Here is a 17,526-nt window from a genome sequence, read left to right as displayed (position 1 = left end):
AGACATTACTGCACGTTATTGCCTCACGCTTCAATGAGTTTTCTGGAGCAGATCTGATCAAGCAGAGCCTGCTGATGGCTGATAATGAGCATACCTAATGGCCGACGCTGGCACTCTTCAAGCAGCAATACCCAGATATCTTTTTGAATGGAAGGATCGAGCTGGGCGGTAATTTCATCGGCAATAAGAAAACGTGTCCGCGGATCCAGCGCGCGAAGTAAAGTAATTCGCGCCAGTTCACCGCCAGAAAGCTGTCCGGGACGGCGGGTTAACCACTCAGGGTTGATGTGAAGACGGGTAAGCAGTTCAGCATCAGGTCGCCAGGCATCATGAACCGCATCGCCGGTGCTACGCCGCGGGTTAAAGGTTAATTCCGGATGCTGTGGCACCAGTTGCACCGGGCAATACTGGTGCATTGGCAGCGGTTGGTCATCAACCAGAATGTCACCCGAGGTCGGTTTTTGCCAGCCCGCCAGTACGCGCCCCAACGTTGTTTTGCCGGTTCCGCTGGGTGCGCAAACCCCAATGCGTTCTCCGGGGCGCAGAGAGAAGGTCAGATTTTGCCATAGCACCTTTCCTCCCTGACAAATCGTCACCTCACGACAGCACAGCATCGCGCTCTCCAAAAAGTTGATTTCTTTCAGGCAGGGCCCGCCATTGGCGTTGCAGATGCTCGCTGATCTCTCCGCGTAACAGCTGTTCCCGGCTGACGTTATCCGACACCCTTCCCTGATGCAGCGCGACAATGCGGTCCGCGTGGCGAGCGGCCAGCGTAAGGTCGTGCGTTACCCATAAAACGCCAGCCCCTTGCTCACATTGCTCACGTAGCTGTTCAAGCAGTTGATTAGCCAGCGGTGCATCAAGCCAGGCGGTAATTTCATCAGCCAGAATATAGCGAGCCTGGCTCAGCGACGCGTGACAGGCCAGAACACGTTTCGCCATCCCCCCCGAAAGCTGGCGTGGGAAGGCATCTAATACGCGACTTTCTAGTTGGCTACGCTGGAGCAATCGTTCAATTTTTCCGGCATTCCAGGCCTGGCCAGAGAGCTGACTTGCCCTGCGCAGATGCTTTTCAATCGAGAGCAGCGGGTTAAGTGCCTGAACACCTTGCGGGACATAGCTGAAAGTATTGCCACGACATTTGCGAATATCATCACTGTCCAGCGTTTTCCCCTCCAGGGTGATGGAGCCGTTGAAGCGCAAATTGTCCGGTAAGAGATCAAGCAGACATTGCAGCAACAGGCTTTTACCTTCCCCACTTCCCCCGACTAACGCCACCATCTGACCAGGCGCTACGTCGAAAGAGATATCCTGCAACAGCGAAGACCAGTTTCTCGCGCCGTACCAGCGATAACGCGCCACGTCCAGCGAGACCTGTCTTAAACTCAACATGCGTCACCTCGTAACCATAAACGATGCACTGCCCTTGCGAGCTGATCGAATAACATAACCAGACTGAATAGCATCAGCCCGGGAAACAGCACTAACCACCAGTCGCCATGACTGATAAACCTCAGCGCATCAGCCAGCAACAGGCCCAGCGATGGTTCATGCGGCGCCAGCCCAAAACCGAGGAAGCTCAACGCCGCGCTGTGCAACACCGCGTGGGGAAACATCAGCAAGGTTCCCGTTAACCACTGGGGTAACAATGCCGGGAGATAGTGATGCCGCCAGCAGTAAAAATGTCCGTGTCCCAGACGCCAGGTTAACGTCAGATAGTCACTGTGGGCCACGCGCTGCGCTTCGGCACGCAGGATTAGCGCCAGACGCGGCCAGTGGGTCAACGCAACCGCCATAATCACCCCATTCTTTCCACCACCCAGAGTGAAACAGATCAATATGAGCAACAGCAGATGCGGCATTGACAGTATGGCATCGGTAATCAGACGCATTAGTACATCCATACGCGGATGTATACGTGAAACCGCCGCCATCAGTAATGCGATGAAGCCGCTGCACAATGCCGCGCCAATACCAATTTGCAGACTGGTTAACGCGCCCTGAAAGCAACGAATCCACAGATCGCGACCGAGGTTATCGGTGCCAAACCAATACAGCGCATCAGGCGGTAAATGACGGGCAAGCAGATTAACGCTCAATGGGTTATCCAGCGTCGCTGCGCCATACACCGCAATGCCTAGCAGGCAGCTAAAAGAGAGCAGAAGACGAATCAGCGTCGGCGTCGGATTATAGAGCATCAGGTCGCTCCAGAGCACGGTTCAACACATGGACAAGCCAGGTAGACAGCGAGTTACCAATGAACACTAACACGGTACTGAACAACACAATTCCCATCAGTAACGGCAGATCGCCGCGTAATCCGGCATCAATAGTGGCCTGTCCCAGTCCCGGATAAGCAAAAACTTTTTCCGCCAGCAGTGCGCCGCCCAGCAATTCTCCCAGCGAGGCAAACTGCAGGCACAGCGCGGGCGTGATAGCATGGCGCAGAACCTGATGACGCAGCAGCGACCAGCCTTTATCACCCTGAGAACGCGCAAAACGGACAAAATCGCTTTTCATCACGCTGGCGATACTTTCCCGCGTATGAAGTGTAATTTGGCCAAGTCCCAATAAACTTAGCGCGCAAACGGGCAGCACTAAATGGCGCAGACGCTCAGCCAGCGTGGCCATATCACCACTGTTGCCCGGCTCCCACGCGCAGCAGACCGGAAATACCGGCCAGCGCACGGCAAATAACGCCAGCAGCAGCATGCCAATCCAGAAGGTCGGCAACGACGAAAGCAGATAGCTGAGTCGACAGATTGCTTTATCCGGCCAGCGATTCAGATAACGACCCGCGACAAATCCCATTGCCGTTCCCAGTATGCCGGAGAGCAGCCACGCGCCGCCAAGCAAGGCAAACGAAGTCGCAAAGCGCTCCTTGATTACGCTGGCAACCGGTGCATTAAACAACATTGAGTAGCCGAGATCGCCCTGCAATACACGTATAAACCAGTGACCAAAACGCTCCCATAACGGCTGGTCTAATCCCCAGCGGGCAGCGATACGCGCATATTGTTCCGGTGGCACGTGCAGGAGATCGTTGCCGATATAGGCGCGAATCGGATCGACAGGAGAAAAGCTGAGCAGCATAAAAGTGCCAGCCGCAACCAGCACTAATAACACTATCAGCCGTAGAAAATGGCCTACAACAGACTTCATCAACGGCAGGTCCAGGTCCATTCATCCAGATTATTGAGCAGGGACCAGCTACCGTGGATCTCCGGCGCGCCTTTGCCCAGGTCAATACACGGATTTGCCAGATAAGTGTGCTGAATGTTCAGCAGCCATGCCCAGGCGGCATCGCCCTGCACCCCAGCCCCTTGCTTGCCATCCCACTCCACCTGTTGCCAGAAAGGCAACGCTTTTTGCCAGTCCGGAGCATCAATGGCCTGTTTAAGATGTTGTTCAACGACGGGATTGCTGTAATAGCCTGGATTGTAGTATTCCACGCCCGCGGCCTGATTGCTGTAGTGATGGAAAAGCTCCATCGGATCCAGGCTTCCCCAGCCAAACAGCGTCGGATTCGCATGCATATGCCGCTCAACGGTTTCCCAGCTTCCGGATTGCAGCGAGACCTGAATACCCACGGGCTCCAGCATCGCACGTACGGCCTCGGCTAAATCCCGGCGCGTACTGTCACCGCTGGCGTACCATAGAGTCAGGCGAGCCTCTTTACCGTCTTTCACGCGTACGCCGTCTTTCCCCACCTTCCAGCCGGCTTCTTCCAGAATCATCCGTGCTTTTTCGCTGTCGCCATCTTTGAACGCAACTGACTGTCCCTGCCATGGCAGGCCCTGAACCGCGCTATACGCCGGAATCGCATGACCTTCCATGACCTGATCGGCAAGTTGTTTACGATCGATGGCGTAGTTGATGGCGCGTCTGATGGCGATATCAGCCGTGATATCGTTGCCGACCGGATAACCATTGGCGTCTTTTTTACCCGCAGGGACCATCGGGAACACAATGCCACGGTTTTCCACGCTGTCGCGTACCCAAAGCTTCAAATTCTGCTGTTGAGGGGCGACCGCCATCGAAGGCGCAATACGCACAAGTCCCAGTTGGCCACTGCGCGTTGCGGCATAAGCGTTATCTTCATCAAGGAAGACAAACACCAGCTTACTGAAATCATTTTTCTTACCGGCATACCAGGGGTTCGCCTCCACGATCAACTGCTGCCCCGGCTGAAAACTCACCAACCGATAAGGGCCCGCGCCAATCGGATTTTTGGCGAATGTTTTTTCGTCATACCGTTTTTCGGGAACAATACCCAAAGAGCCCAGCACGTTCACAAAGGTGCTCTGCGGGCTGCGCAGCGTGATTTCTACCGTGCGGTTATCTTTCAGGCTGGCATGAGTAAAGTTTCCCATGTCGATTTTGCCGCCGCTCTTTGCGGCTTTATTATAGGTGAACACCACATCTTCAGCGGTTAGCGGGGAACCATCGGAGAATTTAAGGTCGGGTTTTAACGTCAACGTCCAGGTTTTGCCGTCAGCACTGGTTTCAACTTTTTCCGTCAGCAGGTTACCCCAGCTCATATCTGCGTTTTGTTTTAATAATGGTGCATGCAAAAGCAAATAGCTGCCATGACTCCAGCCCAGCATCGGGTCAAACCCTTCCGTTGGCTCAGGTCCAATTGCCAGCTTCAACGTCTGCCCCTCGCTCACATTTTGCGCGGCGAGAAGTGGTGAGGTTAATGCGAGAGTCAATGCGCACGTAAGCAGTGCCAGCTTGCCTTTAATCATTATGTTATCCAGATTTGCGTTATTTTTATGCCGCTCAACGATTCATTGCCGTTAAACGGTCTCCTGGGGAAGGGATTATGGCGGACTGAAATGACGAAAAAAATGATGCGGCGCAGAAAAGTATGACGATTCTATAAAATTATCATACTTTTTTCTGATACTCCTAATTGAGTACCCTCTGAATCACAGAAAATAGATTAAATGTTAGCCAGTCAATTAATGGCAAATTAATTACAACCTAATGATTACAAATACTAATTATTGGTCATTTCCGCTATTTACTTAGCTAAAACTAATGACAATTTATGTATATTTATTCAAGAAAAACACCAGAAGTGATAAGTTATGTAAACATATAATGATAATTATTTTTATTATCATTCCCATCAATTATCTTACTTCCTTTGAATTTTTAACAAAGGAAGTTTGACTATGCGCTTAAAACCTATTGCTTCTGTTGTTCTGTCCTGTCTAGGATTTTCCAGTCCCCTGACCTTCGCTGAAGATGTTATGGTGGTAACCGCTTCCGGTTACGAAAAGAAAATCACCAACGCTGCCGCCAGCGTCTCCGTTATTTCACAGCAAGAGTTACAAACCAATAAATATAATGATTTAGGCGAAGCCTTGCGTTCTGTTGAAGGGGTGGATGTCGAAAGCAGCACCGGTAAAACCGGTGGCCTGGAGATCAGCATCCGTGGCATGCCCGCCAGTTATACTCTGATCCTGATTGATGGTATTCGTCAAAACGGCAGCAGCGATGTGACGCCAAACGGCTTCTCAGCTATGAATACCAGCTTTATGCCTCCACTGGCGGCAATCGATCATATTGAGGTGATCCGCGGCCCAATGTCGACGCTTTATGGCTCCGACGCAATCGGTGGCGTGGTGAATATCATCACCAAAAAAAGCACCGATAAATGGAGCACCTCCATCAATACCGGCGTTAACCTGCAAGAGAGTAATAAATGGGGTAACAGCACGGTCGCCAACTTCTGGTCAAGCGGCCCGTTAATCGCTGGCGTACTGGATATGCAGGTTCGGGGTAGCACCACCCAACGTCAGGGTTCCAGCGTTACCTCCCTGAGCGATACCTCCTCCACCCGCGTACCTTATCCTACCGAGTCAGAAAACTATAACATCGGCACGCGACTCGACTGGAAAACGAATGAAAGCAATACGCTATGGTTAGATCTCGACTCCGCCAGACAGCGCTATGACAACGATGACGGTCAGTTGGGTAACCTGACGGGGGGTTACGATAAAACGCTGCGCTATGAGCGTAACAAAGTCACCCTCGGCCACGATACCGCCTTAACGTTCGGCACATGGAAATCCTCCCTCGGCTGGAATGAAACTGAGAACAAAGGACGACAATTGGTCTCCTCCGCACTCACGCCAGAGAACGCAGGCCGGGCTGGTGACGCACGTGAACTGAAGAACACCAACGTCATTCTGGACTCAGTACTGCTGACGCCATTAGGTGATTCGCACCTCTTAACCCTCGGCGGGGAATATTGGGATGCGCGGATGAAAGACGGTGTGGTGCTGGCCAATACCGGCGAGACGTTCCATCAAAAAACGTGGGCAGCCTATGTAGAAGATGAATGGCATATTCTCGACTCGTTGGCCTTAACCGCAGGGACACGCTACGAGCATAACGATGTCTTTGGCGGTCATTTCAGCCCACGAGCGTATATGGTTTGGGACGTATCCGACGAATGGACGCTCAAAGGCGGCGTGACGACAGGTTATAAAGCACCATCACTGAGCCAGTTACATAACGGGATCAGCGGCGTAACCGCGCAAGGAACCGTGAATACGGTCGGTAATCCGGACCTAAAACCTGAGGAAAGTATCAGCTACGAAACCGGGCTGTATTACGAGAACGACACCGGGCTGAACGCCAACATTACCGGCTTCTATACCGAATACAAAAATAAAATTGTCTCGTATTCTATCGATGATAATACCAACAGCTATACCAACAGCGGCAAGGCAAGGACCGATGGCGTTGAATTTGCCAGCACCTTCCCTCTGTGGTCGGATGTGCTGACTTTATCCCTCAACTACACCTACACCCAGAGCAAGCAAAAAGATGGTGACAATAAAGGCGCGCCGTTAAGCTACACGCCAAAACATATGGCTAACGCTCGCCTGAACTGGCAGGCAACGGAAGATATGAATGCCTGGCTGAGCGCACGTTATCGCGGTAAAGCCCCACGCTTTACCGAAAATTACAACAACCTCAGCGCAGTACAAAAGGCCGTCTATGACGATAAAGGCGCTGATTTAAAAGCCTGGACCGTTCTCGACATGGGGATGTCTTATAAGCTGACCAAAGATCTGACGCTGAATACGGCGGTCAATAACGTGCTGGATAAAGACTTTAGCGAGGTTAAACTTTACCAAGTGGGCCGTAATAGCACCTACGCAGGAGATTACTATCAGACTGCACAATCCACTACGGGATATGTAAACCCGGGCCGTAACTATTGGGTATCGTTAAACTACCAGTTCTGATTTAGTTTTTTCCTACCAGACGGGCTGTCAATGATAGCCCGTCGACCACTGGGTTTCACCAAATGCCCGGCACTGTTCTTTTTGCCAGCCAGCGGGGCTCTAATGTTTTTACCAGAGATAAAGCGACAAGGAATATTTTCGTCTCCGGCAGAGAAAAAATGGCGGAATGAGAGGTAAAGCAGAACTGGGACAGAATAGTCTGGGCGAGGCTTTAATCGATAGCTTTAAATAGCCATTATGTTTTATGAGTCACGGAGCAACGGGTGCCCCGTGACAGCCATTAACTTACTTCAAATACTCTCCGCTGCGCAGCGCTTCAATACGTTTATCCAACGGCGGGTGAGTCATAAACAGCTCACTCAACGACTTGGATTTACCGTTGATGCAGAACGCCATCATGCTGGTCGCTTCCTGCGGCTCATAGCTGGTTTTCAGACGCTGCAGCGCGGCGATCATTTTCTCACGCCCCACCAGTTTTGCTGAACCGGCATCCGCATGGAATTCACGATGACGTGAGAACCACATGGTAATAATGCTCGCCAGAATACCAAACACCAGTTCCAGCACCGTCGCCACTGCGAAGTAGATCAATGGGTTGCCGTTACTGCCCTCACCCTCATCGCGGTTTCCGCCCATAAAGCCAGCGGCAATTTGCGCCAGAATACGTGAGATAAAGATAACGAAGGTGTTCACCACACCCTGAATGAGCGTCATGGTAACCATATCGCCATTAGCAATGTGGCTGATTTCATGCGCGATAACGGCTTCAGCTTCGTCCGGGCTCATGTTTTGCAACAGGCCTGTACTCACAGCCACCAGCGAAGCATCCCGGCGCGCACCGGTGGCAAACGCGTTAATATCTGGCGCATGGTAGATTGCAACCTGCGGCATAGCGATCCCAGCCTGGCGAGCCTGATTCGCTACCGTATTCATCAGCCAGCGTTCTCTTTCATTGCGAGGCTGTTCGATCACTTCCCCACCAACGGATTTTAACGCCATCCATTTGGACATCAGCAGCGAAATGAAGGAACCACCAAAACCAAACAGCAGTGCCATGATCAACAAGCCTTGAACGCTGCTTGACTGAATCCCTGTCAGGCTCAATACCAGCCCGAAAACGACCATCACAGCCAGGTTCGTCAGCAGGAAGAGCGCGATTCGCATCATAATTTTCTTTTAACCTCAATTTAACAAAACGCACTATGCGATTACCCATATCGTATGGGTCTTATGGCTATTTTCAAGCATCCATAGGTGCTAAGTCACCAGAAAGACACAACTTTACATTTTATCGTATCACACTGACGTCTTCATGCGTTTGTTAAAAAAACAGGCACAATTTCTTGTGCCTGTTGGAGGTTATTTACTGGTTGCGGGCTGTTCCGCTGGCTTTTCTTTTTCAAGATGCGCCAGGTCAAGCGCAATTTTTACCGTTTCATCCAGGTAGGGATCTGGTTCCTGGTAATCCTTCGGTAAATCGTCCAGTTTTTTCAGCGGCGGCTTACCTTCTCGCTTAAACCGATCGTTGATACGCGCCAGACGCATTGCGTCATCTTCGTTATTCTCTTTCTCACGCTGAGCATAATTGAGAGAAGCGATGTTGCGTTTATCCTTCATCGCATTGAAACGCGCAATATCCTTCATGATGTACTGGAACTCAGGATCGTTGGCAATACGTGCATTGTGCTCTTTTAACAATTCAGGTCCGAACGGCGTCAGATTCTCTGATTTGGTGTAGGTCGCAGCATCAATGCTATCCCACGGCAGCGCGTTATCTTCAAACTTCTCACCGGTTTCCGTTTCTTCATTACCTGTCGGCATGATGATGTCCGGCGTAACGCCCTTACGCTGTGTACTGCCACCGTTTACACGGTAGAATTTCTGGATCGTATACTGAACAGAACCCAGCGCCGGCCATTCCGGACGCAGCATCTGATCATAAATACGGTTCAGAGAGCGATACTGCTGTACAGTGCCTTTCCCGAAAGTCGGTTCACCAACGATCAGCGCACGACCATAATCCTGCATTGCCGCAGCAAAAATCTCTGATGCCGAAGCACTGAAGCGATCGACTAACACTACCAGCGGGCCTTTGTAGTACACAACGCCGTCGGTATCGCTGTCTTCACGCACTTTACCGTTATTGTCACGAACCTGAACCACCGGGCCGGAAGGAATGAACAGACCGGAGAGCGAAACGGCTTCGGTCAGCGCGCCGCCACCGTTAGTACGCAGATCGATAATGATGCTGCTGATGTTCTGTTTTTCCAGCTTCTGCAACTGAACTTTGACATCATCCGTCAGGCCAACATAGAAGCCAGGGATATCCAGTACGCCGACTTTTTCTTTGCCAACGGTTTTCACGGACATTTTCACGGCGCGGTCTTCGAGACGAATACGTTCACGCGTTAACGTGACGGTACGCGTCTTGGTTCCTTTACCGGCAGGCAGGATTTCAAGGCGAACTTTGCTGCCTTTGGGTCCTTTGATCAGCGCAACAACGTCATCCAGACGCCAGCCAATCACGTCGACCATTCCCTTACCGGTCTGACCCACGCCGACAATACGGTCGCCAACGCTTATTGCTTTGCTCTTGGCTGCCGGGCCGCCCGCCACCATGGAGTTAATGACGGTGTAGTCATCATCCATTTGCAAAACCGCGCCAATACCTTCCAGAGACAGGCTCATTTCAGTATTGAACTGTTCGGTATTGCGTGGAGAGAGATAGTTAGTATGCGGGTCGATCTCACGGGCGAAAGCCGTCATCGCCAGAGAGAACACATCTTCGCTGTTGGTCTGCGCCAGACGGCGAATCGCAAACTTGTAGCGACGCGTCAGCGTTTCACGAATTTCCGCATCGGTTTTGCCGGTCAGCTTCAGGCTGAGTTCGTCAAATTTAACCTTGCCGTCCCACAGCGCGTTAAGCTCTGCTTCGCTCTTCGGCCATGGCGCTTTGCTCCGGTCGAGGTTAAAGGTGTCGGTACCGGTGAAATCCATTGGACGTGCCAGTACGCTTAAAGCGTACTGATAACGTTCAAATCGGCGTTTTTGCGCCAGATTATAGAGATCGTAAAAGACATCCAGCTTGCCGGTACGCAGTTCATCGCCAAGGACCGTTTTCTTTTTTGCATACTGTTCAATATCGCTCGCCAACAGCACGTTGTGGCTGTAGTCGAGCAGATTCAAATAGCGGTCAAAAATTTTTGCCGAAAACGCCTGATCAAGATCGAACTGGCGATAGTGCGAACGCGTAAAACGCGATGTCACACGTTCACTTACCGTCGCATGCTGGGTTTCTTCCTTTAAAACGGGGATTTGATCGGCACGCGTGATATCTTCCACAGCAAGTGCCTGGCCTGCTAATGCAAGCAGACCAGCTAACGCAGTAAGCCTAAAAAAAGTGTTCATGCCAAGCCTGGCCTCCGTTTCAGAACACCAGGTGTTCTGCGCGTACAATCAAAGACATACCCGAATTCAGCTGTACACGGACGCCATCTTTGGTGATTTCTAATACGGTGGCATCCATCGCATTATTACCTGCTTTCACCTTCAGAGACTGCCCTACCGTCAGTACTGAAATATCAGATACCGGGGTATGCTGTTCTTCACGAGGAGCACGCGGTGCTTTTGCTGCTGGTTTCTCAGCGCGAGGTTTACGCTCAGCGCCTTCTTTACGACGCGGTGCAGGACGCGGCTTACGCTCGCGACGCGGTGCGTCTTCTTTTTCACCAGCAGCAGCGGCTGCTTCGCGTTTTTTCGCCTGTTGCTCTGCACGTTGCGCCTGAACGCGGGCTTTAGCTTCTTCCAGCTGTTTGCGAGCATGTTCAACGTGCTGCTCATCCAGCTCACCACAAGGGTTGCCGTCGAGATCAACACGCGTTGCGCCCAATTTAACGCCATACAGATAGCGCCAGCTTGAAGTATAGAGACGTAAGGCAGAGCGGAGCTGCGTCTTGCTGAGGTTCATTTCGCCCTCAACACGCTCTACCAGATCCTGAAAAATGCCAATTTTCAGTGGGCGTGCTTCGCCTTCCGCACTAAAACACTGCGGGAAGCGTTCGGCCAGAAACGCGATGACTTCTTTACTGCTATTCAACTTAGGTTGATTTTCCATGAAATTTCCTGATTACAACGGACGTAGCCAACAAGCGCAGGCATGAACAGGCGACATTATAATGACGTCATCAGTAATTGCTACGTTATCCGTTGATTATCCTGCGACGCGCGCAAAGAATTTTTTGTAATCCGTCGTTGCAAGCACGGTTTCAAGCTGTGCCACCAGCGTTCGCAGCCCCTGTTCATCCTCGTCAGTAAAGCGGCCAAACGCCGTGCTATCGATATCCAGCACGCCGATTATCTGATTTTCGACGGTGATTGGCAGGACGATTTCAGCGTTGCTGGCGGCATCACATGCGATGTGTCCGTCAAAAGCATGAACGTCCTCAATGCGCTGAACCTGGTTCTGCGCTACTGCGGTCCCACACACCCCGCGTCCTACCGGGATCCGCACGCAGGCGATTTTTCCCTGGAAAGGTCCCAGCACCAGCATATCGTTTTCGAGCAGATAAAAACCGGCCCAGTTCACTTCTGCAAGACGTTCGAACAACAACGCGCTGGTATTTGCCAGCGTTGCCAGAAAACTGGTTTCACCTGCCATTAATGCCTGAAAGTCACGGTTCAGATCCGTGTATAGCTCTGTTTTGTTCATTATGTAATCACTTAGTTGTCTTACTTAAAGCTGCAGCCTACTAAAATAAACATTAAATGCGTTAATGCTCAAGATCATTCCCGTCATGAGTTAAGATAACATTACTTCAACAATTTGATTCGCGATACATGGCCTTAACGACACCACGCATCACGCCGACTAAAAAAATAGCCATCAGGTCCATTGGTGATGCACTCCCTCGTGCGCATTACCATCGTTGCCCTGAATGTGACCTGATCTTTAGCTTGCCTAAAATGCGTTCGCACCAAAGTGCATTTTGCCCACGCTGCCAGGCAAAAATTCGTGACGGACGCGACTGGTCATTAACACGACTGGCGGCTATGGCTTTCACCATGCTGCTGCTGATGCCCTTTGCCTGGGGAGAACCGCTTCTGCACATCTATTTATTAGGTGTGCGCATTGACGCCAATGTGCTGCAAGGCATCTGGCAAATGACCCGACAAGGCGACCCACTCACCGCATCCTTCGTACTCTTTTGCGTTGCCGGTGCGCCCATCATTCTCGTGACCTCAATCGCTTATCTGTGGTTTGGCAATATTCTTGGGATGAACCTGCGCCCAGTGCTGCTGATGCTGGAAAGGCTCAAAGAGTGGGTGATGCTTGATATCTATCTGGTGGGCATTGGCGTCGCATCAATCAAAGTTCAGGACTATGCTTTTTTGCAACCCGGTGTAGGTCTGTTTGCTTTTATTGCGCTGGTGATCCTCAGTGTTTTGACGCTGTCGCACCTTAACGTTGAGCAGCTTTGGGACCGTTTCTACCCGCAAAGACCAGCCCGTCGGCCCGATGAAAAACTTCGCGTCTGCCTCGGCTGCCACTTTACAGGTTATCCGGACGCCCGAGGTCGCTGCCCTCGCTGTCATATCCCGTTACGCTGGCGCAGGAATCAAAGTATCCAAAAGTGTTGGGCTGCTCTGCTGGCCTCGATCGTCCTGCTTTTGCCTGCTAATCTGCTGCCCATCTCGGTAATTTATGTCAATGGCGGCCGCCAGGAAGACACGATCCTGTCTGGCATAATGTCCCTGGCGAACAGCAACGTCGGCGTGGCGGCGATTGTTTTTATCGCCAGTATTCTGGTGCCATTCACCAAAGTGATTGTGATGTTTACGTTGCTCATCAGCATCCATTTTAGATGTGAGCAAGGATTGCGTACCCGCATCAAACTGCTGCGTATGGTGACCTGGATTGGTCGCTGGTCGATGCTGGATCTCTTTGTTATCGCTTTAACCATGTCGCTGATTAATCGCGATCAGATACTTGCTTTTACTATGGGGCCAGCTGCGTTTTATTTCGGCGCAGCGGTAATATTGACTATTCTTGCTGTGGAATGGCTGGACAGCCGCTTACTTTGGGATGCACATGAGTCAGGAAACGCCCGCTTCGCAGACTGAAGCGCAGATTAAAACTAAACGCCGTATCTCTCCGTTCTGGCTGCTGCCTTTCATCGCGCTGATGATTGCAGGATGGCTTATCTGGGGAAGCTATGAAGATCGCGGCAATACCGTAACCATTGACTTTATGTCTGCTGACGGCATTGTGCCGGGCCGTACTCCCGTTCGCTATCAGGGCGTTGAAGTGGGCACCGTGCAGGATATCAACCTCAGCGAAGATCTACGCAAAATTGAAGTACGCGTCAGCATCAAATCGACCATGAAAGATGCTCTGCGCAAAGATACCCAGTTCTGGTTGGTCACGCCGAAAGCGTCGCTGGCGGGGGTTTCTGGCCTGGATGCGTTGGTTGGCGGCAACTATATCGGCATGATGCCCGGAACCGGCGAGCCGGAAGATCATTTCGTCGCCCTCGATACGCAGCCCAAATATCGTCTGGATAATGGCGATTTGATGCTGCACCTGCGCGCCCCTGACCTCGGGTCGCTCAATAGCGGTTCGCTGGTTTATTTCCGCAAGATTCCGGTGGGCCGGGTGTATGACTACACCATCAACCCAAATCATCAGGGCGTAACCATCGACGTGCTGATCGAACGTCGCTTTACCAACCTGGTGAAAAAAGGCAGCCGTTTCTGGAACGTGTCCGGTGTGAATGCGGATGTCAGCCTCAGCGGAGCGAAGATCAAGCTGGAGAGTCTGGCGGCGCTGGTCAATGGCGCCATTGCTTTTGATTCGCCCGAAGACTCTAAACCCGCGGTGGCCGATGACACGTTTGGTTTGTATCAGGATCTCGCGCACAGCCAGCGGGGAGTGATCGTCAAGCTTGATTTACCCAGCGGCGATGGACTCAAGGCTGGCTCAACGTCGCTGATGTATCAAGGATTAGAAGTCGGGCAACTGACCAAACTGGATTTAAATCCTGGCGGTAAAGTGACCGGCGAAATGACGGTCGATCCCAGCGTCGTAACGCTGCTGCGCGACAATACGCGGATTGAATTACACAGCCCTAAATTATCGTTAAACGATGCCAATATCAGTTCGTTACTGACGGGCAAAACTTTCGAGCTGGTACCTGGCGAGGGCGAGCCGCGTAACCAGTTTGCGGTTATTCCTGCTGAGAAGTCGTTGTTACACGATCCGGGCGTCATGACGCTTACGCTGACCGCGCCGGAGAGTTACGGTATTGATGCCGGTCAGCCACTGATTCTTCACGGCGTACAGGTCGGTCAGGTGATTGATCGCACGCTCTCTGGCAAAGGTGTTTCATTTACCGTTGCCATCGAACCACAGCATCGCGCCCTGGTGCAAGGTGACAGTAAGTTTGTGGTCAACAGCCGGGTTGACGTCAAGGTCGGGCTTGATGGCGTGGAATTCCTTGGCGCCAGCGCCAGCGAATGGCTCAGCGGCGGCATTCGTATTTTGCCCGGTACCAAGGGTGAAATGAAAAAAAGCTACCCGTTGTATGCCAACCTGGAAAAAGCGATTGAAAACAGCCTGAGCGATCTGCCAACTACCACGCTCAGCCTGAGCGCCGAAACGCTGCCTGATGTGCAGGCCGGTTCGGTGGTGTTATACCGCAAATTCGAGGTCGGTGAAGTGATTAGCGTTCGCCCACGCGCCGATGCGTTTGATATCGATCTGCATATCAAACCGGAATATCGCAACCTGCTGACCAGCAACAGCGTATTCTGGGCCGAAGGCGGGGCAAAGGTTCAGCTTAATGGTAGCGGATTGACCGTACAGGCATCTCCCCTGTCGCGAGCGCTCAAAGGGGCGATTAGCTTCGATAACCTCAGCGGCGCCAGCGCCAGCCAACGCAAAGGCGACAAGCGTATTCTGTATGCTTCCGAAACCGCCGCGCGTGCGGTGGGCGGGCAGATAACCCTGCACGCGTTCGATGCCGGTAAACTCGCGGCCGGCATGCCAATTCGCTACCTGGGGATCGATATCGGCCAGATCCAGACGCTTGAGCTGATCACCGCCCGTAACGAAGTTCAGGCAAAAGCGGTTCTGTATCCGGAATACGTGCAGACTTTTGCCCGTAGCGGTACCCGCTTCTCCGTGATCACACCGCAAATCTCAGCGGCAGGCGTCGAGCATCTGGATACGATCTTACAGCCGTATATTAACGTTGAACCAGGACGCGGTAACCCGCGCCGTGATTTTGAACTGCAGGAAGCCACCATTACCGACTCTCGTTACCTCGATGGTCTGAGTATTGTGGTAGAAGCGCCGGAAGCAGGTTCGCTGAATATCGGTACGCCAGTCCTGTTCAGAGGCATTGAAGTGGGGACCGTCACTGGGCTGACGCTGGGCTCGCTTTCTGACCGCGTGATGGTGGCGATGCGCATTAGCCAGCGTTATCAGCATCTGGTGCGGAACAACTCCGTGTTCTGGCTGGCATCCGGATACAATCTCGACTTTGGTTTGACCGGCGGCGTCGTGAAGACCGGTACCTTCAATCAGTTCATTCGCGGCGGAATCGCCTTCGCTACGCCACCGGGTACGCCGTTGGCCCCGAAAGCGCAGGCAGGTAAACACTTCCTGCTGCTCGAAAGCGAACCAAAAGAGTGGCGTGAATGGGGAACCGCCCTGCCACGTTAATCTCTCCCCTTGCTCCGGCGTACATACTCGCGCCGGAGCACTTATGCTACACTGCGCACCTGTTTTTTTGCCGGTGGTACCAAGTGGCTTATTTTCCCGACGCCTTTCTAAACCAAATGCGTGAAGCAATGCCTTCCACGCTCTCATTTGATGATTTTCTCGCTGCCTGCCAGCGTCCGCTGCGTCGCAGCATCCGCGTCAATACGCTGAAAATCTCCGTTGCCGACTTCCTCGCTCTGACAGCACCTTACAACTGGTCGCTCACTCCGATACCCTGGTGCGCTGAAGGTTTCTGGATCGAACGCGATGATGAAAAGTCAGTACCGCTCGGCAGTACCGCGGAACATTTAAGCGGCCTGTTTTATATTCAGGAAGCCAGCTCAATGCTGCCGGTAGCCGCGCTGTTTGCCGATGGCAATACCCCGGATCGCGTGATGGATGTCGCGGCAGCCCCCGGCTCCAAAACCACGCAAATTGCCGCAAAAATGAAAAATCAGGGTGCGATTCTGGCGAATGAGTTTTCCGCCAGTCGCGTCAAAGTCCTGCATGCCAATATCAGCCGATGCGGGATAGCCAATGTCGCGCTAACCCAATTTGACGGGCGGGTATTTGGCGCAGCGTTGCCAGAAGCCTTCGATGCCATTTTGCTGGACGCCCCGTGTTCCGGTGAAGGCGTGGTGCGTAAAGATCCCGATGCGCTAAAAAACTGGTCGCCAGAAAGTAATCTGGAAATTGCCGCAACCCAGCGCGAACTTCTCGACAGCGCCTTTCATGCCTTGCGTCCCGGCGGCACGTTGGTTTACTCGACCTGCACGCTGAACCGTGACGAAAATGAAGACATTATGCAGTGGCTGATTGAGACCTACCCGGACGCCGTCGAGTTTTTACCACTGGGCGATTTATTCCCGCAGGCTGAACGCGCCCTGACCCCGGAAGGATTCCTGCATGTGTTCCCGCAGATCTACGATTGTGAAGGTTTTTTCGTCGCGCGTCTGCGCAAAATCACCGCGATCCCTGCACTACCGACGCCAAAATACAAAGTCGGTAACTTCCCGTTCAGCCCGCTTAAAGGACGTGAATCCGCGCTTGTCACTCAGGCCGCTAACGCCTGTGGATTGCAGTGGGAAGACACTCTGCGCCTGTGGCAGCGTGATAAAGAGATTTGGCTATTCCCAACTGAGATTGAAACCCTGATCGGCAAAGTCCGCTTTTCCCGACTCGGCATCAAACTCGCTGAAACGCACAATAAAGGGTACCGCTGGCAGCATGAAGCCATCATTGCTCTCGCCAGCACAAATCACAGCCATGCGTTTGAACTGACCCTTGCCGAAGCCGAAGAGTGGTACCGCGGACGAGATGTCTACCCGCAGACCGCACCGACCACAGACGATGTGCTGGTTACGTTCCAGCATCAGCCTATTGGCCTGGCGAAACGTATTGGATCGCGATTAAAGAATAGCTACCCGCGCGATCTTGTCCGGGATGGCAAACTCTTTACAGGATAACGCACGTTTTTACTGGCGCTTTTGCTAACGT

The 17,526-nt window shown here is 52.3% G+C and carries 13 protein-coding genes; 4 read left to right on the top strand and 9 right to left on the bottom strand.

All coding sequences use genetic code 11. From position 1 onward, the window contains the following. Positions 1 to 23 precede the first annotated feature (23 nt). Genes GPJ68_RS10355 through GPJ68_RS10335 form a run of 5 tightly spaced genes read right to left on the bottom strand, consistent with a single transcriptional unit; the run spans position 24 to position 4,748 of the window. Positions 24 to 614 (bottom strand): ATP-binding cassette domain-containing protein, encoded by a 591-nt coding sequence (locus GPJ68_RS10355; protein WP_104652115.1) that lies wholly within the window; start codon positions 612 to 614, stop codon positions 24 to 26. Continuing rightward, positions 598 to 1,392 (bottom strand): ATP-binding cassette domain-containing protein, encoded by a 795-nt coding sequence (locus tag GPJ68_RS10350; RefSeq protein ID WP_016152790.1) that lies wholly within the window; start codon positions 1,390 to 1,392, stop codon positions 598 to 600. The genes GPJ68_RS10355 and GPJ68_RS10350 overlap by 17 nt, the downstream gene beginning before the upstream one ends. Continuing rightward, positions 1,386 to 2,198 (bottom strand): ABC transporter permease, encoded by an 813-nt coding sequence (locus tag GPJ68_RS10345; RefSeq protein WP_104652114.1) that lies wholly within the window; start codon positions 2,196 to 2,198, stop codon positions 1,386 to 1,388. Before GPJ68_RS10345 ends, GPJ68_RS10350 begins: the two co-directional genes overlap by 7 nt. Further along, entirely contained in the window at positions 2,188 to 3,162 is a 975-nt protein-coding gene (locus tag GPJ68_RS10340; RefSeq protein WP_016156289.1) for an ABC transporter permease, read from the bottom strand. Before GPJ68_RS10340 ends, GPJ68_RS10345 begins: the two co-directional genes overlap by 11 nt. Beyond that, the gene (locus tag GPJ68_RS10335; protein WP_180837333.1) at positions 3,162 to 4,748 is read right to left on the bottom strand and encodes an ABC transporter substrate-binding protein; all 1,587 of its coding nucleotides are present in this window, start codon (positions 4,746 to 4,748) and stop codon (positions 3,162 to 3,164) included. Before GPJ68_RS10335 ends, GPJ68_RS10340 begins: the two co-directional genes overlap by 1 nt. Positions 4,749 to 5,180: 432 nt before the next feature. Between GPJ68_RS10335 and GPJ68_RS10330 the strand changes: the two genes are divergently transcribed. Beyond that, positions 5,181 to 7,268 carry a TonB-dependent receptor gene (locus GPJ68_RS10330; RefSeq protein WP_104652113.1) on the top strand — a complete coding sequence of 696 codons (2,088 nt, stop codon included), beginning with the start codon at positions 5,181 to 5,183 and terminating at the stop codon, positions 7,266 to 7,268. 285 nt (positions 7,269 to 7,553) lie between these two features. Here the strand turns inward: GPJ68_RS10330 and htpX are convergent, their stop codons facing one another. The 4 genes from htpX to GPJ68_RS10310 all read right to left on the bottom strand — a co-directional run bounded on the left by htpX (position 7,554) and on the right by GPJ68_RS10310 (position 11,976). Further along, complete coding sequence (htpX, locus tag GPJ68_RS10325; RefSeq protein WP_003034964.1) at positions 7,554 to 8,435, bottom strand: protease HtpX; 882 nt, start codon at positions 8,433 to 8,435, stop codon at positions 7,554 to 7,556. 192 nt (positions 8,436 to 8,627) lie between these two features. Further along, complete coding sequence (gene prc, locus GPJ68_RS10320; protein ID WP_016156287.1) at positions 8,628 to 10,676, bottom strand: carboxy terminal-processing peptidase; 2,049 nt, start codon at positions 10,674 to 10,676, stop codon at positions 8,628 to 8,630. A gap of 19 nt (positions 10,677 to 10,695) precedes the next feature. Then, positions 10,696 to 11,382, bottom strand: coding sequence for an RNA chaperone ProQ (proQ, locus tag GPJ68_RS10315; RefSeq protein WP_003833781.1), 687 nt, complete (start codon positions 11,380 to 11,382; stop codon positions 10,696 to 10,698). Positions 11,383 to 11,478: 96 nt separating this feature from the next. Further along, on the bottom strand, positions 11,479 to 11,976 hold the full coding sequence (locus tag GPJ68_RS10310) for a GAF domain-containing protein (RefSeq protein ID WP_104652112.1): 498 nt from the start codon (positions 11,974 to 11,976) through the stop codon (positions 11,479 to 11,481). Positions 11,977 to 12,104: 128 nt separating this feature from the next. Between GPJ68_RS10310 and yebS the strand changes: the two genes are divergently transcribed. The 3 genes from yebS to rsmF all read left to right on the top strand — a co-directional run bounded on the left by yebS (position 12,105) and on the right by rsmF (position 17,495). Further along, positions 12,105 to 13,388, top strand: a complete 1,284-nt coding sequence (gene yebS / locus GPJ68_RS10305) for a membrane integrity lipid transport subunit YebS (RefSeq protein ID WP_016152782.1) — start codon at positions 12,105 to 12,107, stop codon at positions 13,386 to 13,388. Beyond that, a complete protein-coding gene (locus GPJ68_RS10300) occupies positions 13,357 to 15,990 on the top strand; it encodes a PqiB family protein (protein WP_019076590.1) in 2,634 nt (877 codons plus the stop codon). Before yebS ends, GPJ68_RS10300 begins: the two co-directional genes overlap by 32 nt. An 83-nt stretch (positions 15,991 to 16,073) precedes the next feature. Beyond that, a complete protein-coding gene (gene rsmF, locus GPJ68_RS10295; protein ID WP_255489663.1) occupies positions 16,074 to 17,495 on the top strand; it encodes a 16S rRNA (cytosine(1407)-C(5))-methyltransferase RsmF in 1,422 nt (473 codons plus the stop codon). Positions 17,496 to 17,526: the final 31 nt, after the last annotated feature.

This window comes from Citrobacter sp. 172116965 (assembly GCF_013458095.1).
GTDB lineage: Bacteria > Pseudomonadota > Gammaproteobacteria > Enterobacterales > Enterobacteriaceae > Citrobacter > Citrobacter braakii.
Note: the sequence above shows the minus strand (reverse complement) of the source record. Positions and strands in the feature narration are given on the sequence as shown.